Genomic DNA, 18,989 nt, shown 5'->3' with positions numbered 1-18,989 from the left:
AACGGCGCTAATTCAGAGTGGCATCCATCGTGCCAGCAAGGATCGAAGCGCGCGCCTCGATCGCTGATCGGACCGAGTCTATCAGCGGCTCAGGGAAGTTGTCTGGCAGCGCGCTGATGACATTGTCGGCCTGGCTATGCGCATGCGCAGACAGATCATCGAATATCGCGCGCATGAGGGGTTTGCCGACACCGGCAATGTCAGCCGTTTGCACGAAATGGCGAGGCATAATGTCGAGTACCGGATAGTGCCGGCTCTTGCCCACGGACATGGCCAGCTTGAATTTCTTGCGTTGAATCTGGCCGGCATCAAGGCTCGGCTGCGCCGTCAGTACGTCATACATAGGCGTCATGCGAAAGCGTCCGCCCGGATCGAGAAAGACACTGAAATTCTTGGCATGGCCGTCCGTTGCGCCGAGCATCCAGAACACGATACATGCCCGCATGAAAGTGCCTATATCTTCATCGGGTCTGTCACTGCCCTTGAGGAGTTGGATAATCTCGCGCATGCCTGGACCGCCGTCGGACTGGTATTTACGTGTAGGCGGTACCGAAAGGGCCTGACAGATGTCTTCCTGCGGCAGCCGAAGAAGGCGGCCGTCTCTTGCCCACCGCCTGTCGAAGCGCTCCACGATCAGGGTACGGCGCTCTCCGAAATCAGCGATCTCCACATTCGCTGCCGGGATCCCGAAACCCTCCAGCAGCTTGAGGCAGAGATACTCGTTCTCGACACTGTTCGAGAGATCGATCCCGTTCGGCAGCTGTCCGATCTGTGGTTTGAGGATGTGAGTGGTCGCTGTTGTGCCGATGGGCTTGAACCATTGGCCGTCCACGCGGAGCAATGCGGTCTTCTCCTGTGCGCCGGCGATCGAGATGCGAAAATCCTCGTCTTCTCCGACACCGAGAGGGGCGCTGGCCAGGTTATTGATGATCTCGCTGATTTCGCTGTCGGAGACGAGTTTCCCATCGACTCGCCCGGCCGGTCCCGGATCAACGTCTTCGGGAAGAAATTGCAACGCGCCGACGCAGTCATGGCCGAGGGCTGTCAGCAGGCTGTAGGCATCGGTACCGCCTGCACCGACACGTTCGGCTACGCGCTTCCTGATGGGATCATTGTCCGGCAGCAGGTTGTCAAACACGTTAATGACGGGCGTACCGATATAGCGGTCCTCGCGCAAAGGCAGCGACAGCGAGACCGGAAAGCCGTGCTCCCAGTCCAGCCATCTGCTGTCGTACCTGAAATCGATAGCGCCCGTAGATTCCCGGCGCAGCAGCCCGACAAGGCGGCCGTTCAGGAAGACATTCAGAGGCGCGTTTGCTTTCCTTCTCGCCACTAGAAAATGTCCTCGATATCGGCAGCGCGCGCTTCGGTACGCGGCCGTACAACAAGCTCAAGGTGCAGAGCCGACAGAGCTTCCATCAGGGTGCGGAGCTGCACGGCCGGCTCGCCGGCCTCAAGGCGCGAAACCGTCCCCTGGCGGAGATGGATTTGCTCACCCAGTGCGCCTTGCGTTAAGCCGTATTGTTTGCGGGCGCGGCGCAGGATAGCGCCGAGCTGTTTTTCCGTGCGGGCGATCTGTTCGTTCATCGGGAACCTCCACTCAAGAATATACGTGACTCCGTATAAAATTGCAATATACGCATTCGCGTTTAAAACATGATTATACGCGAATCCGTATAAAAGATTATTATACGCGATCGCGTATACAGAGGTCTTAGGTTGCCCGCTCTGTCCAATTTGGCCATTATGTCCGGAATGGGGGATTCTGGAGCCTGGGGATGAAATCTATGTCCGCGGCTGAGGCCAAAAACGGCTTCGGTCTTCTCATAGACACCGCCCGCCAGGAACCGGTGAAGATCGAAAAGCACGACCGCCCGGTCGTGGTCATGATGGGCCTGACGGCAGCGCCTCGACTGACTTTGCCCGATACGACAGCCGGGCCCGATCCCAGTCCTTCTCAGCACCGCGGGCCGATGCCAATTGTTCGGAATGCGGGTGCGCCACCGGCAGCCGCCTGGGACATGGGATCACGGGCCCCGATCTTCCTGTGTTCGGTTCGTGATCCCGCGCCGGCGGGTTTGCCGGCTTTAATTTTTATAATGTAATTTTACAACAACATACGAGTGCCCAGTTTCATCTCGTCCGGCGCGGCAGCATGGAACTCTTCCGCGATCTCGCCGCCGAGGCTTTCGAGCATCACACCGGCAGTGCCTGGCGACCCCGCACCGGTTCGATGGTCAACCATTGCAACCTGACCGCTGCAATGATCGACAGCTGCGACCTTTTGGCCGCGAAACGCCGAGCCGAGACCGAAGTGATGTTGCCCGTTGGTCCGAAGGTTGCCTTGACGGGCGCCGCCGACTTCAACGATCACCGGCTGATCTGGGCGAAGCTCGATCTGGTTCATGCCAAGTATCCCGACATGGTCTCTTGCACGGCGGCTCGCCGAGTCATCTGGTGCCGCACCTCGCTTGTCGTGGCAGCTTGGCCTCGAGCCGGAGCAGATCCCATGTCGATTTCGACGACCGGTTATTTACCTTTTACGAAGCGATTGGGGTTGGCTGCCGCTTCCATCTCCTTTCTCCTGAAATAGACCGCTCGACCGCAGCGGATTGCGGCATGTCCGTGCACAATGATGATCTGCTCGTCCTTGCGCATTGACTGTGTGATCTCGTGAGCCAAGATCAACGGACGCCGTTGCAGATTGAGGCTTGTGGACTTTCGGGTTCCGCCTCCGGAATTGCTCCAGCCAAAATTGCGGGAGCGACCTTCCACCTCGACTGTCATCTCGCCGCATTGCGCCGATACAGCCCGTGCCGTATCGAGTGCCTTAATGGCGGCGTAAGAGGCGAACGCGCATCCTTCGATCCATGATGTCGCGCCGTCCTTGCCGAAATGTCGTTGAAGTTGCCCAACGGATTGATACATCAGCATAAGCGTGATGCCATATTTGCGCCCGCGATCACGCGCTTCCTCCAGAACGCGCATGTGGCCAAGCAGGTCCGCCTCATCGAGCACAAAAAGCGCACGGCGCTCGAACATGCCGTCAAGCTGAATCATCGCATTGATCAGCGATCCGACAATCATCCTTCCTATGCCTGGATAGGACCGAAGGATAGTCGCTGGAATGTTGAGAAAGACGTCCTTTCTGCCGAACGCGATATCGCTGGAATTGAATGCCTGACCGCAAACAAGCGCTGCGTAATTGTCGAGCGAGAGCCATTGCGTGTCCTTCGATGCGGTGGAATAGACACCAGAAAACGTTTGCTCGGTCATATTCGTGAACACGCCCAGCGTTTCGCGAATGAAGCCGGATTCCGACGTCTCCTGAATATTCCGGATCATGGCCAATACGGATGGCTCGGGTTCGGAAACGATTTGGCGCAAGCTACGCAGAGTACGGCGCCCCTCATATTCTGGAGATAGCACCACATGCGCGAGCAAGCCCGTTAGAAGATTGTGAGCCTGATTCTGAAAATAACCATCCGTCGACGATTCGACCCGGCTACTTTCCGACAGCAGCATATGCGCGACGGCGACAATATCTTCTTCCATGTGCCGAGAGGTCTCGATCCAGTCCAACACGTTAAACCCGGCGACAGGGTTTGAAGGATCCAGCACCATGCAATCTCGACCGAGTTCGCGGACCCGATGCTCGACAACCATCGGGGCCACTTCCGCGGAAGGGTCGAGACAAATCAGGGGGCCGGTGTAGCGAAGAGCAGTCGGCACGACATTGCTGGTTGTCTTGAACCCTCCCGAGCCGGCGAAAAACAGCATGTGGGTGGAATCGAAGTCCTGATTGTAGGTGAGCAATGATGCGGTTCCTCCGCGCCCCCAGGTCTCGCGATTGCCCGGATCGAACGGCATATCGCGAATGGTCTCCCTATCGACCCGGTACCGTTCGCCCACCACGATCTCGCCATCCGGCGGAAAGAGCTTTCCGGCCGCGTTCATACTGAGCCAATCGGCGTCTCCAAAAATACCGCGTTTCGCTCTTCTAACCGGATCGGAGACGACGACCGAGATCCGAACGCAAACCGCCACGAGACCAAACCCCGCAACTGCACCCGCGACGACAAACGGATCGAGATAAGAAAGTGCCTCATCCCAGCCCACGACGCCGGTCTCAACGAATGGCGACAACCGGTTAAACTCACGCGAGATGTAATACCCTGCTACGCCAAGGAGACACATCAGCCCGACCAGCGCTACCGGTCTGCGGCGATGCAAGGGAAGAACGTAGACGATGATCAAAGTGGCGCCCGGCCCAATCACGAGATCGAGAAACGGTGCCGAACGCAGGAACCAATAGGTGCTTTCCAAAGGCAGCATCACTGCCATAGTCTGCCATGGATATGATGTAATCAGCATTGTGGAGAGGGTCACGAAAAACGGAACCGACGCCCACAACAGTGTCAGGTTGGATTTTCGTCCCGTCATTGCCTGTCTCTATTATATTGGGCCGCGAACTCCTTTCTGGCGCCCGCTAAAAATGCCGAAACGCCCTTTGCCTTAAGCCGATCATGTTCCGCAGATCCCGGAGTGATTGACGCTGCCTCGACAAGGACACCCATTAAAAAGGCGCGGTCGGCATTTCCCAGGCCTGCCTTAACGATCAGCCCTCCGAGTGCAGACCGGTCGCCGGCATCTTTCCTAGTGTGATTTGTCATAGCTTTCCGGCGTCTACGTTCCAGTCTAACGATTTGTTGATCAAGCCGCCTAAGACGATGTGCCAGTAGAGTTAGTGCCCGCCTCTTGAAATCGCGCCGCGACTTCCTCGAAGATCGTGTCCAACTCTTTATCGGGAATTTCCAGTTCGACGAGGCCGGCCTTTGCCGCAGCGCGAGCGAAGCGCTCATTGGCTTTAACTATGAGATTACGACGCTTCTCTCGCAGCTTATCAATCTGTGCATCTATTTCAGAAATAGATGATTTAAAACGCATCTCACCTCCTCCCTAGCTATGCATTCGATGGTAGCGCGTCGATTATACATGCTATAAAATAATAGTAAAGGATGCTAGGTTCGCGTTGTTCACCCGCCCGCCTATCGGCTAGCGCCCTAAGGAACACTTCTGGGGATGATGGCGTCGGCTTTGGCAGGCGATTGGTTTGAGAGCGCGATGTGCTTGAGAAAGGCATCAGATCGTATGGCAATCATGTTCGTACGGGCAAAGGTGATCAGCCGTGGAGCGGGGCGCAGCGTCGTCTCGGCCGCCGCCTATCGCCATCGGACCAGGATGGAAGAGGAGCAGACCGGCATCCGTTTCCGCTACGAGGGTGGCAGGGCCGAGCTCGTGCATGAGGAACTGGCGGTGCCTGCAGAGATCCCTGCTTGGTTGCGCATCATGATCGACGGTGAAACGGTCGCGGGCGCTAGTGAGGCGCTCTGGAACGCCGTCGATACATTCGAAAAGAGGGCAGACGCGCAGCTTGCCCGGGAGTTGATCTTAGCATTGCCGGAAGAACTATCGAAAGCGGAGAACATCGCCCTCGTCCGCGAATTCGTTCATGACCACGTTACCGCAAAAGGAATGGTCGCCGACTGGGTCTATCATGACAAGGACGGCAATCCGCATATCCATCTGATGTCCACCTTGCGGCCGCTGACCGACGATGGCTTTGGACCGAAGAGGGTGCCGGTTCTTGGCGATGACGGCGAGCCATTGCGGGTCGTCGCGCTCGACCGGCCAACGGGCAAGATCCTTTATCGGGTCTGGGCAGGCAACAAGGAAACCATGAAGGCTTGGAAGATCGCTTGGGCCGAAACTGCCAATCGGCATCTGGCGCTTGCTGGCTTCGACATCCGCCTTGATGGGCGTTCCTATGAAGAACAAGGGCTTAAGGGATTTGCGCAGATGCATCGTGGGTGGGCCAGGATGGCAGTGGGGCGAAGCGGTCGCGATATATATTTCGCACCTGCCAAGCTTGCCCGCAGACAGGCAGCGGCGGATCGGCTGGCGGACGACCCTGGCCTTCTTCTGAAGCTGCTGAGCCGAGAGCATTCTACTTTCGACGAGCGCGAGATCGCCAAAGCACTGCATCGCTATGTCGATGATCCCGATATCTTTTCCAATATCCGTGCCGGGCTCCTGGCCTCGCCCGACTTGGTGACGTTGAAACCGCAGCAAGTTGATCGGGAGACGGGTAAGGTATCGGAGGCAGCTATATTTACGACCCGCGCCATGCTGCGGGTCGAGCATGCAATGGCAAAATCGGCGCAGGTGCTCGCCATGCGTGCCGGCTACGGCGTGCCACAGGACGTTGTCGATACCGCCATTCTCGCTGTTGAAACACGCCATCCAGAAAGACCGTCCCGGTTTGAACCTGAGCAAGTAGATGCGGTCCACTACGTTACCGCCGACAACGCCATTGCCGCGATCGTCGGTCTCGCGGGAACGGGAAAATCGACATTGCTCGCCGTGGCACGGCTTGCATTTGAGAGGCGGGGACGTCGTGTCTTGGGTGGCGCCTTGTCGGGTAAGGCCGCGGAGGGTCTGCGAGAAAGCGCCGGTATTCAATCGCGGACGCTCGCGGCGTGGGAACTTGCATGGTCGAATGGCCGTGACCGGTTGCGAAGTGGCGACGTGTTCATAGTGGACGAAGCGGGCATGGTTTCGTCTGAGCAACTAGCGCGCATCCTGAAACTCGTCGAGACGGCCGGCGCGAAAGTCGTACTCGTGGGCGATGCCATGCAACTCCAGCCAATCCAGGCGGGCGCGGCCTTTCGCGCGATCGTCGAGCGGATCGGGTTTGCCGAACTTTCCGGCGTGCGCCGGCAAAGGGATCTTTGGGCACGCGAAGCAACCCGTTTGTTTGCTCGCGGAGAGGTCGAGCTAGCGCTTGACGCCTATGCGCATCGGGGCCGGATCGTTGAAACCGATAAACGGCAAGACGCGATCGAGCGGATTGTTACCGATTGGGGTAAAGCCTGTGAGGAACTGTTCGCTCGAGCACGATCTGAAAATCGTATGTTATCCGGGTCCGAGCTTTTGATCCTGGCCCAAACCAATGACGATGTCCGGGCGCTCAATCGAGGCATTCGGTCCCAAGCGATTGTAGGCGGTAGGCTTGATAAGGAGCGCATGATTCAGACGGAACGCGGACAACGTGCGTTCGCGGTGGGAGACCGACTGATCTTTCTGGAAAATGCGCGCTTCGTAGAGCCGCGCGTGCGACATCTTGCTTTCCAATATGTGAAAAACGGCATGCTTGGAACCGTCATGTCGACAGGTCCGGCCAAAGGCAAACCGCTCCTGTCTGTACGCTTGGATTCGGGTTGCGATGTCGTCTTTAGTGAAGACAGTTATCGCAACGTCGATCACGGCTATGCCGTGACCGTTCACAAGTCACAGGGCACAACGGTCGACCGGACGTTTGTCCTCGCGACAGGATTGATGGATCGGCATCTTGCTTATGTAGCCATGTCACGGCATCGCGACCGGGCGGATCTATATATGGCGAGGGAGGACTTCGCGCAGTGGCCAAAATGGAGCAAAGCGCAGCGCGTCGATCACATGGCGGGCGTCACTGGTGAACTGATCGAAATGGGAAATGCCACCTACTGTGACGATACAGAGGCGAAGGAAAGCCCCTATGCCGACATTCGCATGGATGACGGTTCCATCCATCGTGTCTGGGGTGTCAGCTTGCCTGAGGCCATTTCAAAGGGCGGTGCGGAGAAGGGTGACACAGTGGTTTTGCGCAAGGACGGCATCGAGAAGGTAACGGTTCGCGTCCCTCTGTCTGACCCGAAATCCAAAAAGAAGAAATTCGAAGAACGCACTGTTAATCGCAACATCTGGACGGCCAAGCGGATCGAAACCGCGAATGAACGTATTGCGAGGCTCGAGCGTGAGGGTCACCGGCCGGATATGTTCAGGCAGTTGGTCGGCAGTCTCTCCAGATCGGGGGCAAAGAGCACAACGCTGGATTTCGAAAATGAGGACGCTTATCGGTCCCATGTCATTGATTTTGCTCGCCTGAGGGGCATGGATCATGCTGCCGAAATGGCCGCCCAGCTCCAGGCTGCCATTGAACAACGACTTTCATGGGTCGGCCGGCAACATCGCCGTGTTGCAGAACTTTGGGAGCGTGCCAACATCGCTCTCGGCTTCGCGATCGAACGGGAGCGGAGCGCCGAATACAATGATCTCGCCTTCAGGGGCGAAGACGAGAAGGCCACGGTCACGAACAAGGTGGAGGCTGCTTTCGACGCTGCTCATTATCTCCTTCCTGGACAATCCGTCTTCGTGCGGCTGCTGGAAGAAGATGCGCGGGTCGAGCACCTGGGCTCGCGCAAATGGAAGCGGCGCGAGGAAGCCATCCGGCCAGTGCTTGAACGCATCTATCGTGACCCGGATTGTGCATTGATGCGGGTATCCGAACGTGCCTCGCGGTTCAACGTCAAACCGCGCGAGATCGAAAAGGAGATTATTCGTGACCCGGGAATACTCGGAGCGCTCAAGGGCAGCGGTCATATCACGCAAGGTTGGATCGCGCGTCGCGAAAGGGCAAACGCGCTTGCCGCGGTTGCGGAACTGGTGCCGCTGTTTCGAGCACATGCCGAATGCTTCAAGGCCGATGCCGGCATCTACATCAAGCGGGAACGTAATCGGCGCTTACATATGGCGGTGCCGGTGCCGGCCTTCTCCGCACACGTCTCCGCACGACTTAAAGAAATCGAGGGGGTACGAAAAAATGGTGGCGAAGGCGCTTACAAAGCCGCGTTCGCTATTGTCGCGTCGGATCGTTCGGTGGTGCAGGAACTCAAGGCTGTCGACGAAGCGCTAACGGCCCGATTTGGCTGGAGTGCGTTCACGGCGAAGGCCGATGAGTACGCTGCGAAGCACATGAATGACCGAATGCCTGAGGGCTTGCCTGACGAGCGCCGGGAAGAACTGTTGAACCTCTTTGCGGCGGTTCGCCGCTTTTGCTACCAGCAATACCTCGCCGAGAAGCGTGATCCGTCGCGGTCGGTTGCCCCAACTACCTGTGATCCACAACAGATGTCGAAACAAGACGGTCGGTTCGTCCTTCCGATGATCGCCGCCGCAAAGCATTTTGCTGTTTCGGTTGAAGAAGAGGCGCGATCCCGGATAACGGACATTCCCCGCTACAGGCAGGAACGCTCGGTGTTGGCAGACTCGGCGGCCAAGGTGTGGCGCGATCCCGCAGCAGCACTTGCCATGATCGAAGATCTGCTTCGAAAAGGAGCGATGCCTGAGCGGCTCGCGCGCGCCGTCGCCAACGATCCGTCAGCTTATGGGGCCTTGCGAGGGTCCGGCCGTATCCTTGATCGGCTAAATGCGTCCGGTCGCGAACGTCGTGCGGCCATTGTGACAGTCGAGACCACGGTGGACCGTATCAGATCGCTCGGTCATGCATGGACCAGTTTGCTTGACGCTGAAAAGCACATCGTTGAGGTGGATCGGAAGTGTATGTTGATCCCAATCCCAGGGCTTTCGCCACGAGCCGAAGCCGTGTTGAAAAGCCTAGCAGACGCCGTTGAAAAGTCTTCCTGGAAGCTGACGCAATCTATGACCTATGTCGACCCGAACGTCCTGGCAGAGTTCAAATCGGTCAGCAAAGCTTTAGACGCTCGTTTCGGGCGTGATGCGATCGCATCCGGCGAGCTGACTGCCATCCGGCGTATTCCGGCCGCGCAACGTGGTCTGTTCGAAACTATACTGCCACGCTTCAAGCTGTTGCAACAGGTCGTTCGGGCCAACAGCGCGCAGGAGATGATCGTCGAGCGTGAGATAAAAGTGCGTGCGCGGTTGCACAGTGTAACCAGGTAAACAAGGAGAACGCGGCAGACGCATGGCCCAACAAAAACAGCCGTTTTGTGTGCATGCATGTTCTGTCGTTACGCGCGATCCGCTCTTCGCCTGGATCAACCGCAACCGGCGGCTATAGAAGGACGCCGAGGCGACCATCGAGTCCGCCACCGCGTTCCTCTACGCTGCGACCGTGATGGTTCTCATTAGACGTATCGCGCGTAACTCATGAGCAGTTTCGGTACGGATTCTTAGCGGGCCCGCGGGCCAAGGCAAACCGACGATACTAACCTTCAGTCGTCTTTCTGGTTCAGCGCGTCATTGAGGCCGTCACCAAGCAAATTGAAGCCGAGAACAATGGTGACGATCGCAAGGCCGGGCCAGATCGACATCCACGGCGCATCCAGCATGAACTGGCGGGCGATATCGAGCATGCTGCCCCATGAGGCTGCGGGCGGACGCTGACCGAGGCCGAGAAATGCAAGGCTCGCTTCAGCAAGGATCGCAACAGCCATGGTGATGGTTGCCTGAACGACGACCGGCGTAATCACATTGGGAAGGATGTGCGAGACTATGATCGAACGATCGCGCATGCCCTGTCCGCGTGCGGCGGTGACGAAATCCTCATTCTTGATCGACAGCACCTGACCACGGACAAGGCGGATGAAGATCGGCATCGCCGAGATGCCGATGGCAATCATCGCGTTCTGCAGGCTGGCACCCAGAAACGCGGCAAGCGCGATGGCCAGAACCAGGAATGGGCACGCCAGCAGCGCGTCGGTGCATCGCGAGATGATCGTATCGATCCATCCGCCGAAATAGCCAGCGATGAGACCGAGCGGCAGACCGGCAAGAATGGCGATACCGACCGCAATAACACCAGCCAGCAGGGATGCCTGCGCGCCATAGATGACGCGCGAGAGGACATCACGCCCGAGATCGTCGGTTCCCATCCAGTGCACCGCCGATGGCTCCTGCCTGACGCTCAGCCAGTCGGAGGCGATGGGATCGTAAGGCGCGATCCATGGCGCGAATACCGCCAGAGCGACAAAGAACAGAACGATGGCAAGGCCGATGACTGCACTGCGCTGCGACAGGACACGCAACAGGAAACTGCGGTTGCGGGAGCCGGTATTGGCCGGGGCGGTGAGGATAGTGCTCATGCCTGCAACCTTGGGCTGAGTTTCACATAAATGATATCGGCAAGCAGGCTCAGGATCAGGAAGATCACGGCAGAACACAGGATCACCGCCTGCACGACCGCGTAGTCGCGACTGAAGACGCCATCGACGATCATCTTGCCAAAACCGGGGATGCCGAAGACCTGCTCGGTGAGCACTGCTCCGGACAGAAGCTCGCCGAGGTGAAGCGTTCCGGTGGTGACGACAGGAATGAGGCCGTTGCGCAACGCGTGGCGAACGATGACGATGCGCTCCTTCAGGCCCTTCGCACGGGCAGTGCGAACATAATCTTGTTTAAGCACAGACAGCATCGAATTGCGTGTGTGGCGCATGATGATGGCCGCTGCCGCCGTGCCGAGTACGAGGCTGGGCAGCAGCGTGTAACGAAGGTTCTCGAGCGGCGCATCTGCGAAGTTGACGAAACCGCCGCTGGGCAGCCAGCCGAGCGAGACCGCAAAGACCATGATCAACATGATACCAAGCCAGAAGCTTGGCACGGACAGACCGGCAAGACCGACGGTCGTGACTGCGACGTCGACATAGCTGCCGCGCCGGATCGCGGCATAAACACCTGCCGGAACGCCAATGATGATCGCGATCAGCATCGACTGTAACGAAAGCTGGAGCGTGACAGGGAGACGTTCTGCAAGCATTTCTCCGATCGGCATCTTAGTGCGGATCGAGACGCCGAAATCACCATGAACGATGCCGCCGAGCCATTTGAGATATTGCACCGGCAGCGGCTGATCGAGACCGTATTTGACGCGGATGTTTTCGATGACCGCAGGGTCGCGATCCTCACCGGCGAGCGCCAGGGCTGGGTCGCCTGGCAGCAGCTTCAACAACAGGAAAACGAAGACCGACAGGATCAGCAGGGTCGGGATTGCTGCAAGAACGCGCCGGAAAATGAAGTTGAGCATTGCCATGCCGAAAGCCTTCCGAATGACCGGGCGGACAACGCGCCCGCCCTATCATGGGTGGGATATCAGTTCGCGGGCTTGACGCCGGTCACACGCAGAAGACCATCTGGATAGATGTTGATGCCTTCAATGCTCGCCTGTGCGCCATAGAACCAGGACGGGTGATAAAGTGGGACCGTTGGCAGGTCATTGAGCAGGATATCTGTGACCTTGTTGTAGAGCGTGACGCGCTCTTCCTGACGAACTTCGCGGCGCGCCTGGTCCAGCAACTCATCAAGTTCCGGGTTGCTATAGCCATTGAGGTTCTGGCTACCAGCGGAACCGAAGAAGGTGTTCAGTGTCGGATCCGGATCGGCGCGGCCGCTCCAGTTGCCGATATAAAGCTGGAAATTGCCGGCCAGATAACGCTCGATTGCCGATGATGTTTCGAGCGGCAGAAGCTCGACCTTGAAGCCAGCTTCGCCAGCCATTGCCTGAATGATCTGGGCGACACGTCCGTCTGTCAGCGAGTTCTCGTAGGTGATCTCGATAGCGGGAGCCTCGACGCCGGTGCTGGCGATGAGTTCCTTCGCCTTCGCGACATCACGGGCAGGCATCGGGCGGTCCTTGCTGTGGAATGCGCTCAGCGGCGTCAGCATCTGGTTGTCAGCGGTGAAGGCGCCGTTGAACGCAACCTGGTTGATTGCAGCACGGTCCAGCGACAGTTCGAGCGCCTGACGCAGTTCAGGATGCTCGGCGAGCGCGCTGCCGGAATCTGCACGAACGTTGATGAACAGATGCGAGATGCCGAGGCCCGGCGACTCGTGAAGTGCAAGGCGGTTGTCGCCCTTGACTGTCTGGATGTCGGTCGGTGCCACGCGCTCGGCCACGTCGAGATCACCCGCCTGCAGGCGCGACAGGCGCACGGTCGAGTCCGGCAAGATCAGATACTCGATGCTGTCATAGCCGATTGCGTCGGCATTCCAGTAATCGGCAAATTTCTCCAGCGAAATTGAGTCACGCGCCTTGCGATCAGCGAACTTGAACGGTCCCGAGCAGACAGGAGCGGTGGCAAAGTTGTCGCCAGCGGCGGCCGCTGCAGCAGTCGACACCATCATACCAGCGCGGTCCGTTAGGACTGAGAGAAGTGGCGCAAAAGGCGTGTCGAGCTTGAAGATCACGGTATGCGCGTCAACGACTTCCACTTCTTTGATCGGGGAAAGCTCGCCCTTGCGCTTGGATTCGGCAAGCGTCTGCATGCGCTCGATATTTGCCTTGACCGACTCTGCGTCAAACGCCGTGCCGTCATGATAAACCACGCCTTCACGAAGCTTAAGCGTCAGTTCGGTACTAGCGTCGTTCCATCTCCATTCGGTCGCGAGCTTGGGTACAATCTCCAAATCGCCGTCGATGTCGACCAGCTTGTCGCACAGAGCCTCGAACACGATACGCCCAGCATAGGTGCCGCCCAGCGCCGGGTCGAGCGCGTCGGGATCATCCTGGAGGCCGATCTTCAAGCTTGCCGCGCTTGCCGAGGACATGGCGACCATCATCACCGCCGCGACGATTGAGAGCTTGCGCCCAGTTTTCATTATCATTCCCCTTGCATTTTGGACCATCTCCTTAGCGAACCATAGCCAACTGCATTTGTAAAGTTGATGGACGAATATTCGTTATAGTACCCGCTCCGGTCTACTTTTGGTATAAAATTCCGGTTGACGGATCGCATTCAGCAGGTAGTTTGTCCATTTCGCGAACTAATTTCAGGTTGATATGATCCTCGCCTCGCAGACCTTCTCCTCCCGGCAACAGATCCAGCGCGCGGTCATTCTCGCTGCGATGGACAATGAACAGGTGTCACGCGCGGAACTCGCTCGCCTGTCTGGCTTGTCCAAGCAGACGATGTCGGACGTGTTTCGCGATCTTGAAGATGATGGTTGGATCGAGGTGGTTGGGCGGACCTCCGGCAATGTTGGCCGCAGCGCCGCCGTCTATGAACTGTCGCCAAACCGGGCGCTGCTGTTCGGCGCCGATGTCGGCGGTACCAAGGTTCATGCTGCGCTTGCGGACGCCAAGGGCACTGTGCTTGCCGAAATGGAGGAGCCAACGACCCAGGCAGGGTCAGAAGCGTTCGGCGAGCAGATCGTCGAATGCTGCCGGTCGCTGGCGGCACAAGTGGGCCAGCCTGTGAACCGCATAGCGGCCGGTGCCGTAGGAATTCCGGGTGCGTTTGACCCGGCCCGCCGCCAACTATTCATGGTTCCCAATATTGCCGGGATGAACGGCTACGCTATCGAGGACGATCTTCAGCGGCGGCTCGGATTTCCTGCGCGTGTCGACAATGATGTCAATATGGCCGCGAAAGGCGAAATGTGGCGCGGCGAAGGGCAGAACATCGCCTGCTTCGTCTTCATCGCGATCGGCACTGGCATCGGCATGGGCATTATCAATGAAGGTCGCGTGCTTTCAGGCTCACGCGGGGCTGCGGGCGAAATCTCGACGCTGCCGATTGGTGGCGATCCGTTCGATGCACGCAATTTCCACGCAGGAGCGCTGGAGCACAGCGTCGGCAGCATCGCCATTCGCGACCGCTATGAGGGTGCCGGCGGCTCGAGGGGGCTGACCGTTCGCGACATTTTCGATGCTATCGACCGCGGCGACCAGATTGCCAGTGCAACGCTAACCGAAGTAGCGCGCCAGATTGCGGTCGGCATCGTGGCGATCTGCGCCATTCTCGATCCGCAACGGATCGTGATGGGCGGCAGCATCGGTGAGCGCGAGGAACTGGTCGGACGCGTTCGACATTTCATTCCGCTCTGCACACCAACACCGCCGGAATGTGTGGTCAGCACGCTGGGTCGTCGTGCCGGCCTGCTGGGCACAATCAGCCAGAGCCGCGATCTGCTGCGTGAGATGCTGCTAACCACCGAGCCCTCGAAGATGGGACGGCCATGACAGCGCAACTTGCAAGGAAGCCCGAAAACACCGGCGTCATGGAAATCATCCGCTGCGATTCCTCGGCACAGGCGGAGCGCGAAACCGCGGCAACACTGCGTCGCTATATCACGCGAACCGCCAAGCCGGCTCTGGGGCTGGCCACCGGGCGCACCATGCTACCGGTCTATGCCTGGTTCCGGGAATGGTATCGCGATGGCGAGCTATCGTTTGCCAACAGCACCAGCTTCAATCTCGATGAGTATTGCGGTCTTGCATCGGATGACCCGTCCAACTTCGTCAGCTATATGCGTCGCAATCTTTTCAACCACGTCGACATGGAGGAAGGGCGTTTCCATTTTCCTGAGCAGACAGACCCGGAAGCGTTCGACGCGCGCATAGGCGACAGCGGCGGGATCGGTCTGCAATTGCTCGGCATTGGCCGCAACGGACACATCGGGTTTAACGAGCCGGGCGCCGACAGGAACAGTCGCACCCATGTCGTGACGCTAACCGAGTCTACGCGTAATGCAAACGCAGGAGACTTCCCGGCAGGAACACCAGTACCCGAGCAGGCGGTAACGATGGGAATCGCAACCATTCTGGAAGCACAACGGATCGTTCTGCTTGCAACGGGCAATGGAAAGGCTGACATTCTCAAGCGAGCCTTCCACGGTCCCGTCAGTTCCGACTGCCCGGCGTCCTATCTGCAACTCCACAACCATGTGACCGTGATCTGCGACGGCGCAGCCGCCGCCCACCTCGGGGAGCCATCATGATCAGCGACACTATCATCGAGCGGGATTTCATGAAGCCGGGCAAGTCGGTTGCGCTGGCTGGCAACGCGATGATTGCCACCTCGCACCCACAGGCGACCATGGCGGGCCTGAAGGTGCTTGAAGCAGGCGGGAACGCAGTCGACGCAGCAATCGCCGCTGTCGCGTTGCAAGGTGTGATCGACCCGCACATGACCGGCATCGGCGGTGACTGTTTCGCGCTCTATGCGAAAGCCGGGGCCGCACCGGTCGCTATCAACGGCTCGGGCCGGGCGCCTGCCGCAGCCACACTCAACCATTTTGCAAGCCTGGGCCTCGACAAGATCCCGGACGGTTCCGTCCACGCCGTGACGATCCCCGGTGCGGTGGATGCCTGGTGTCAGCTCAGCGAACGCTACGGCAAGATCGGCCTCGAAGCGATCCTTCAGCCGGCGATCGACGCGACGAGAAATAGTTTCGTCATCACGCCACGCGTCGCGCTCGATTGGGCACGATACGCCGACCGCCTGCGCCCCTACCCTGCTTCGGTGAAGCAGTATCTGCCTGGCGACAAGGCACCAGCCATCGGCGACCGGCTCGACAACCCAGCCCTTGGCGAAACCCTGAAACGCATCGCCAAGGAGGGCCGCACGGCATTCTATGAGGGGGAGGTGGCCCAAGACATGGTCTCGATGCTGCAGAGCTTTGGCGGCCTGCACACGTTGGAGGATTTCGCGTCCTACAAGGCGTTTGAGACCAAGCCGATCTCGGCCTCGTATCGCGGCTACGACATCCTCGAGTGCCCGCCGAATGGCCAGGGCTTGGCTGCGCTTGTCATGGCACGCATTCTCGATGGCTTCGATCTCTCCTCGAACGAACTTTCCGACGCCGACCGTATTCACCTGTTTGCAGAAGCAACGAAGGCGGCCTATCGCCAGCGCGACCTCTACATTGCAGACCCCCAGCATATGCAGCATTCCGTCGAGGAGTTGCTGTCCGACGCCTTCATCAAGTCTCTGCGCAACAAGATCGACATGACGAAAGCGAGTGCGGCCGAGGATTTCGACGTGCCGGTCCACCGCGACACCGTCTACGTGACCGTGGTCGATGCCGATGGCAGCGCAATCTCCCTGATCAACTCGATCTTCTTCGCCTTTGGAAGCGGCGTCTATGCGCCGAAGGCGGGTGTGCTGCTGCAGAACCGTGGCTCTGGCTTCTCGTTGAAGCCGGGACATCCGAACGCCATTGGTCCCGGCAAGCTGCCGTTTCACACGATCATTCCAGCAATGGTGCTGCGCGATGGCAAACCGGTGATGTCCTACGGCGTGATGGGCGGACAGTATCAGGCGCTTGGCCACATCCATATTCTGTCGCAGATCGTCGACCATGGCCTCGACGTGCAGATGGCAAGCGATCAGCCGCGTTCGTTCTTTACCGACGGTGCCATTTCGCTGGAACCGACCATTTCCCCCGACGTGCAGGCCGAACTGGAAAAGCGCGGGCACAAGACACGCTGGGCGGATGAACCGCTGGGCGGCTGCCAGGCGATCTGGATCGACCGTGAGCGTGGCATTCTGTGGGGCGCATCCGACCATCGCAAAGACGGGGTTGCACTGGGTTATTGACCATGGACAAGCGTACAGTCGTATCTATCCAGAATCTGAGCTTGCGGCTGCCCGCAGGAGCAGACCGAGAATTTGCGCTGAAGGAGATGAACCTCGATCTCAACGCGAACGAAATCGTCTGCATCGTCGGTGAGTCCGGCTCCGGCAAATCGCTGTGCGCACAGGCTTTGATGGGCCTTCTGTCGAAGGTGATCCACATCGAGAGTGGGCGAGTCAGCTATGGCGACATCGACTTGTTGACCGCCAGCCAGGCGCAATTGCGCGGGATACGCGGCGCGCGCATCTCGATGATCTTTCAGGAGCCGATGACCGCGCTCAACCCGTCGATGCGGGTTGGCGAACAGATTGCCGAAGTCTTCGAAGCCCACAACCTGCTGACACCGGCGGAGCGGCGAGCCCGCGCGCTTGAACTGGCAAAGGAAGTACGCCTGCCGGACCCAGAAAAGCTTCTCGAGGCCTATCCGCATCAACTGTCCGGCGGTCAGCGGCAGCGCGCGATGATCGCCATGGCGCTTGCGCTGGAACCGGATCTCATCATAGCCGACGAACCGACAACGGCGCTGGACGTGACCACCCAGGCGCAGGTACTGAAGCTGATCCGCGAAATCCAGCGGCGACGCGGAACCGCCGTGATGTTCATCACACACGATTTCAGCGTGGTCGCCGATATCGCCGATCGCGTGCTCGTGCTCAAGTGTGGCGTGGTGGTGGAACAGGGGAGTGTCGACGAAGTGCTGCGCTCCCCCAAACACGAATATACCAAGGCGCTACTCGCAGCCGTGCCAACGGGAACACCGCTGAGCGGCGGCAGCCAAGATGGCGGAAAACCTGCCCTGCAGGTGACAGATCTGCGCAAGACCTACCGTTCGCGTGCAGGCATGATGGGGCCGGTGCGCGAAGTCGTCGCCGTCAATGGGGTCAGCTTCTCGATCGCGCGCGGCGAGACACTGGGCCTTGTCGGCGAGTCGGGATCGGGCAAGTCCAGCATCGCCAAGCTGGTGACCCGCATCACCGAACCGGACAGCGGCAGCATCGTACTGGACGGCGTGTCCTTCTCGGACATGACAGGCGAAGAACTGCGCAAGGGCCGCAGTCGCATCCAGATGGTGTTCCAGGATCCGTTCGCTTCGCTGAACCCGCGCCGGCCTGTCGGTCTTTCCATTGCCGATGGCCCCATGGCGCGCGGCCTTTCGCGACGTGACGCGCTGAAGCGGGCGCGGGAACTGATGGACATGGTCGGACTATCGTCCGATGCCGTCGACCGCCTGCCGCATGAATTTTCCGGTGGCCAGCGTCAGCGTATCGGAATTGCACGCGCTCTTGCACTCGACCCCGATGTCCTGATCGCGGACGAAGCGGTTTCCGCTCTTGATGTGACCGTTCAGGCGCAGGTTCTAAAGCAGCTCGCGAACCTGAAGACCAGGCTGAACCTTGCCATGCTGTTCATCACTCACGACCTGCATGTAGCGACACAGGTGTGTGACCGCCTCGCCGTGATGCGTCGTGGCGAGATCGTGGAGATCGCATCAACAGTCGAGTTGTTCGCTAATCCGAAACACGAGTATACGCGCGCGCTGCTTTCCGCCATACCCGGCGCCATCCGTCTCTATCGGGATATCTAATTAGCATACCTACCGAACTGATGACCGACTACGCGCCCTTTGCAGCAGCCATGATCTTTGCTTGTGCGCTGGGTGGCTTCATCGCAAGTTTGCTCGGTGTCGTCTCGGCATCGTGCTACCGCCATCTCGGCCATGATGGGTATCGGTGGTGGCACTCTAAGCATGCCGATCCAGACGGCCTTCGGCTACGACG

General features: G+C 58.9%; 14 protein-coding genes and 2 pseudogenes. 8 read left to right on the top strand and 8 right to left on the bottom strand.

What is annotated here, in order from left to right:
• Nucleotides 1-7: 7 nt before the first annotated feature.
• Both XW59_RS17785 and XW59_RS17780 read right to left on the bottom strand, forming a co-directional pair.
• A complete protein-coding gene (locus tag XW59_RS17785) occupies nt 8-1,333 on the bottom strand; it encodes a type II toxin-antitoxin system HipA family toxin (RefSeq protein ID WP_047146729.1) in 1,326 nt (441 codons plus the stop codon).
• Nucleotides 1,333-1,587, bottom strand: a complete 255-nt coding sequence (locus XW59_RS17780; RefSeq protein WP_047146728.1) for a helix-turn-helix domain-containing protein — start codon at nt 1,585-1,587, stop codon at nt 1,333-1,335. The genes XW59_RS17785 and XW59_RS17780 overlap by 1 nt, the downstream gene beginning before the upstream one ends.
• Nucleotides 1,588-1,778: 191 nt before the next feature.
• Here XW59_RS17780 and XW59_RS29865 point away from each other — a divergent pair, with 191 nt between their 5' ends.
• Entirely contained in the window at nt 1,779-2,105 is a 327-nt protein-coding gene (locus XW59_RS29865; protein WP_052958229.1) for a type II toxin-antitoxin system Phd/YefM family antitoxin, read from the top strand.
• Nucleotides 2,099-2,448, top strand: a pseudogene (locus tag XW59_RS17770) (DUF2493 domain-containing protein); the annotation flags it as partial. The gene XW59_RS29865 and the pseudogene XW59_RS17770, both read left to right, overlap by 7 nt.
• Before the next feature lie 81 nt (nt 2,449-2,529).
• Here XW59_RS17770 and traG read toward each other — a convergent pair.
• The 3 genes from traG to XW59_RS17755 form a co-directional block, all read right to left on the bottom strand.
• Nucleotides 2,530-4,443 carry a Ti-type conjugative transfer system protein TraG gene (traG, locus tag XW59_RS17765; RefSeq protein WP_137327054.1) on the bottom strand — a complete coding sequence of 638 codons (1,914 nt, stop codon included), beginning with the start codon at nt 4,441-4,443 and terminating at the stop codon, nt 2,530-2,532.
• Nucleotides 4,440-4,577: a hypothetical protein gene (locus XW59_RS29660; RefSeq protein WP_246666143.1), complete on the bottom strand. Its 138-nt coding sequence runs from the start codon at nt 4,575-4,577 to the stop codon at nt 4,440-4,442. The genes traG and XW59_RS29660 overlap by 4 nt, the downstream gene beginning before the upstream one ends.
• A 145-nt stretch (nt 4,578-4,722) precedes the next feature.
• Nucleotides 4,723-4,947 carry a TraC family protein gene (locus XW59_RS17755; RefSeq protein ID WP_082137662.1) on the bottom strand — a complete coding sequence of 75 codons (225 nt, stop codon included), beginning with the start codon at nt 4,945-4,947 and terminating at the stop codon, nt 4,723-4,725.
• 204 nt (nt 4,948-5,151) lie between these two features.
• On the opposite strand from XW59_RS17755, the gene traA reads away from it, so the two are divergent.
• Both traA and XW59_RS17745 read left to right on the top strand, forming a co-directional pair.
• Complete coding sequence (traA, locus tag XW59_RS17750) at nt 5,152-9,801, top strand: Ti-type conjugative transfer relaxase TraA (protein WP_047146907.1); 4,650 nt, start codon at nt 5,152-5,154, stop codon at nt 9,799-9,801.
• 85 nt (nt 9,802-9,886) lie between these two features.
• Nucleotides 9,887-10,012: pseudogene (locus XW59_RS17745) on the top strand (IS5/IS1182 family transposase); the annotation flags it as partial.
• Nucleotides 10,013-10,073: 61 nt separating this feature from the next.
• Here XW59_RS17745 and XW59_RS17740 read toward each other — a convergent pair.
• From XW59_RS17740 to XW59_RS17730, 3 genes are all read right to left on the bottom strand, one after another.
• Complete coding sequence (locus XW59_RS17740; protein WP_047146725.1) at nt 10,074-10,943, bottom strand: ABC transporter permease; 870 nt, start codon at nt 10,941-10,943, stop codon at nt 10,074-10,076.
• A complete protein-coding gene (locus XW59_RS17735; protein ID WP_047146906.1) occupies nt 10,940-11,881 on the bottom strand; it encodes an ABC transporter permease in 942 nt (313 codons plus the stop codon). Before XW59_RS17735 ends, XW59_RS17740 begins: the two co-directional genes overlap by 4 nt.
• A 65-nt stretch (nt 11,882-11,946) precedes the next feature.
• A complete protein-coding gene (locus XW59_RS17730) occupies nt 11,947-13,452 on the bottom strand; it encodes an ABC transporter substrate-binding protein (protein ID WP_047146724.1) in 1,506 nt (501 codons plus the stop codon).
• A 181-nt stretch (nt 13,453-13,633) separates the two neighbouring features.
• On the opposite strand from XW59_RS17730, the gene XW59_RS17725 reads away from it, so the two are divergent.
• Genes XW59_RS17725 through XW59_RS17710 form a run of 4 tightly spaced genes read left to right on the top strand, consistent with a single transcriptional unit; the run spans nt 13,634 to nt 18,796 of the window.
• A complete protein-coding gene (locus XW59_RS17725; protein WP_047146723.1) occupies nt 13,634-14,815 on the top strand; it encodes an ROK family transcriptional regulator in 1,182 nt (393 codons plus the stop codon).
• Nucleotides 14,812-15,573 carry a glucosamine-6-phosphate deaminase gene (locus tag XW59_RS17720; RefSeq protein ID WP_052958228.1) on the top strand — a complete coding sequence of 254 codons (762 nt, stop codon included), beginning with the start codon at nt 14,812-14,814 and terminating at the stop codon, nt 15,571-15,573. Before XW59_RS17725 ends, XW59_RS17720 begins: the two co-directional genes overlap by 4 nt.
• Nucleotides 15,570-17,174, top strand: a complete 1,605-nt coding sequence (ggt, locus tag XW59_RS17715) for a gamma-glutamyltransferase (protein WP_047146721.1) — start codon at nt 15,570-15,572, stop codon at nt 17,172-17,174. The genes XW59_RS17720 and ggt overlap by 4 nt, the downstream gene beginning before the upstream one ends.
• A gap of 2 nt (nt 17,175-17,176) precedes the next feature.
• On the top strand, nt 17,177-18,796 hold the full coding sequence (locus XW59_RS17710) for an ABC transporter ATP-binding protein (RefSeq protein ID WP_047146720.1): 1,620 nt from the start codon (nt 17,177-17,179) through the stop codon (nt 18,794-18,796).
• Nucleotides 18,797-18,989 lie beyond the last annotated feature (193 nt).

The organism is Aquamicrobium sp. LC103, assembly GCF_001014615.2.
Taxonomy (GTDB): domain Bacteria; phylum Pseudomonadota; class Alphaproteobacteria; order Rhizobiales; family Rhizobiaceae; genus LBCQ02.
Note: the sequence above shows the minus strand (reverse complement) of the source record. Positions and strands in the feature narration are given on the sequence as shown.

What these genes read in the sequence shown, in the direction of transcription:
- XW59_RS17780 (WP_047146728.1), bottom strand. Translation starts at nt 1,587, where the DNA reads ATGAACGAACAGATCGCCCGCACGGAAAAACAGCTCGGCGCTATCCTG.
- XW59_RS29865 (WP_052958229.1), top strand. Translation starts at nt 1,779, where the DNA reads ATGAAATCTATGTCCGCGGCTGAGGCCAAAAACGGCTTCGGTCTTCTC.
- traG (WP_137327054.1), bottom strand. Translation starts at nt 4,443, where the DNA reads ATGACGGGACGAAAATCCAACCTGACACTGTTGTGGGCGTCGGTTCCG.
- XW59_RS29660 (WP_246666143.1), bottom strand. Translation starts at nt 4,577, where the DNA reads ATGGGTGTCCTTGTCGAGGCAGCGTCAATCACTCCGGGATCTGCGGAA.
- XW59_RS17755 (WP_082137662.1), bottom strand. Translation starts at nt 4,947, where the DNA reads ATGCGTTTTAAATCATCTATTTCTGAAATAGATGCACAGATTGATAAG.
- traA (WP_047146907.1), top strand. Translation starts at nt 5,152, where the DNA reads ATGGCAATCATGTTCGTACGGGCAAAGGTGATCAGCCGTGGAGCGGGG.
- XW59_RS17740 (WP_047146725.1), bottom strand. Translation starts at nt 10,943, where the DNA reads ATGAGCACTATCCTCACCGCCCCGGCCAATACCGGCTCCCGCAACCGC.
- XW59_RS17735 (WP_047146906.1), bottom strand. Translation starts at nt 11,881, where the DNA reads ATGCTCAACTTCATTTTCCGGCGCGTTCTTGCAGCAATCCCGACCCTG.
- XW59_RS17730 (WP_047146724.1), bottom strand. Translation starts at nt 13,452, where the DNA reads ATGAAAACTGGGCGCAAGCTCTCAATCGTCGCGGCGGTGATGATGGTC.
- XW59_RS17725 (WP_047146723.1), top strand. Translation starts at nt 13,634, where the DNA reads ATGATCCTCGCCTCGCAGACCTTCTCCTCCCGGCAACAGATCCAGCGC.
- XW59_RS17720 (WP_052958228.1), top strand. Translation starts at nt 14,812, where the DNA reads ATGACAGCGCAACTTGCAAGGAAGCCCGAAAACACCGGCGTCATGGAA.
- ggt (WP_047146721.1), top strand. Translation starts at nt 15,570, where the DNA reads ATGATCAGCGACACTATCATCGAGCGGGATTTCATGAAGCCGGGCAAG.
- XW59_RS17710 (WP_047146720.1), top strand. Translation starts at nt 17,177, where the DNA reads ATGGACAAGCGTACAGTCGTATCTATCCAGAATCTGAGCTTGCGGCTG.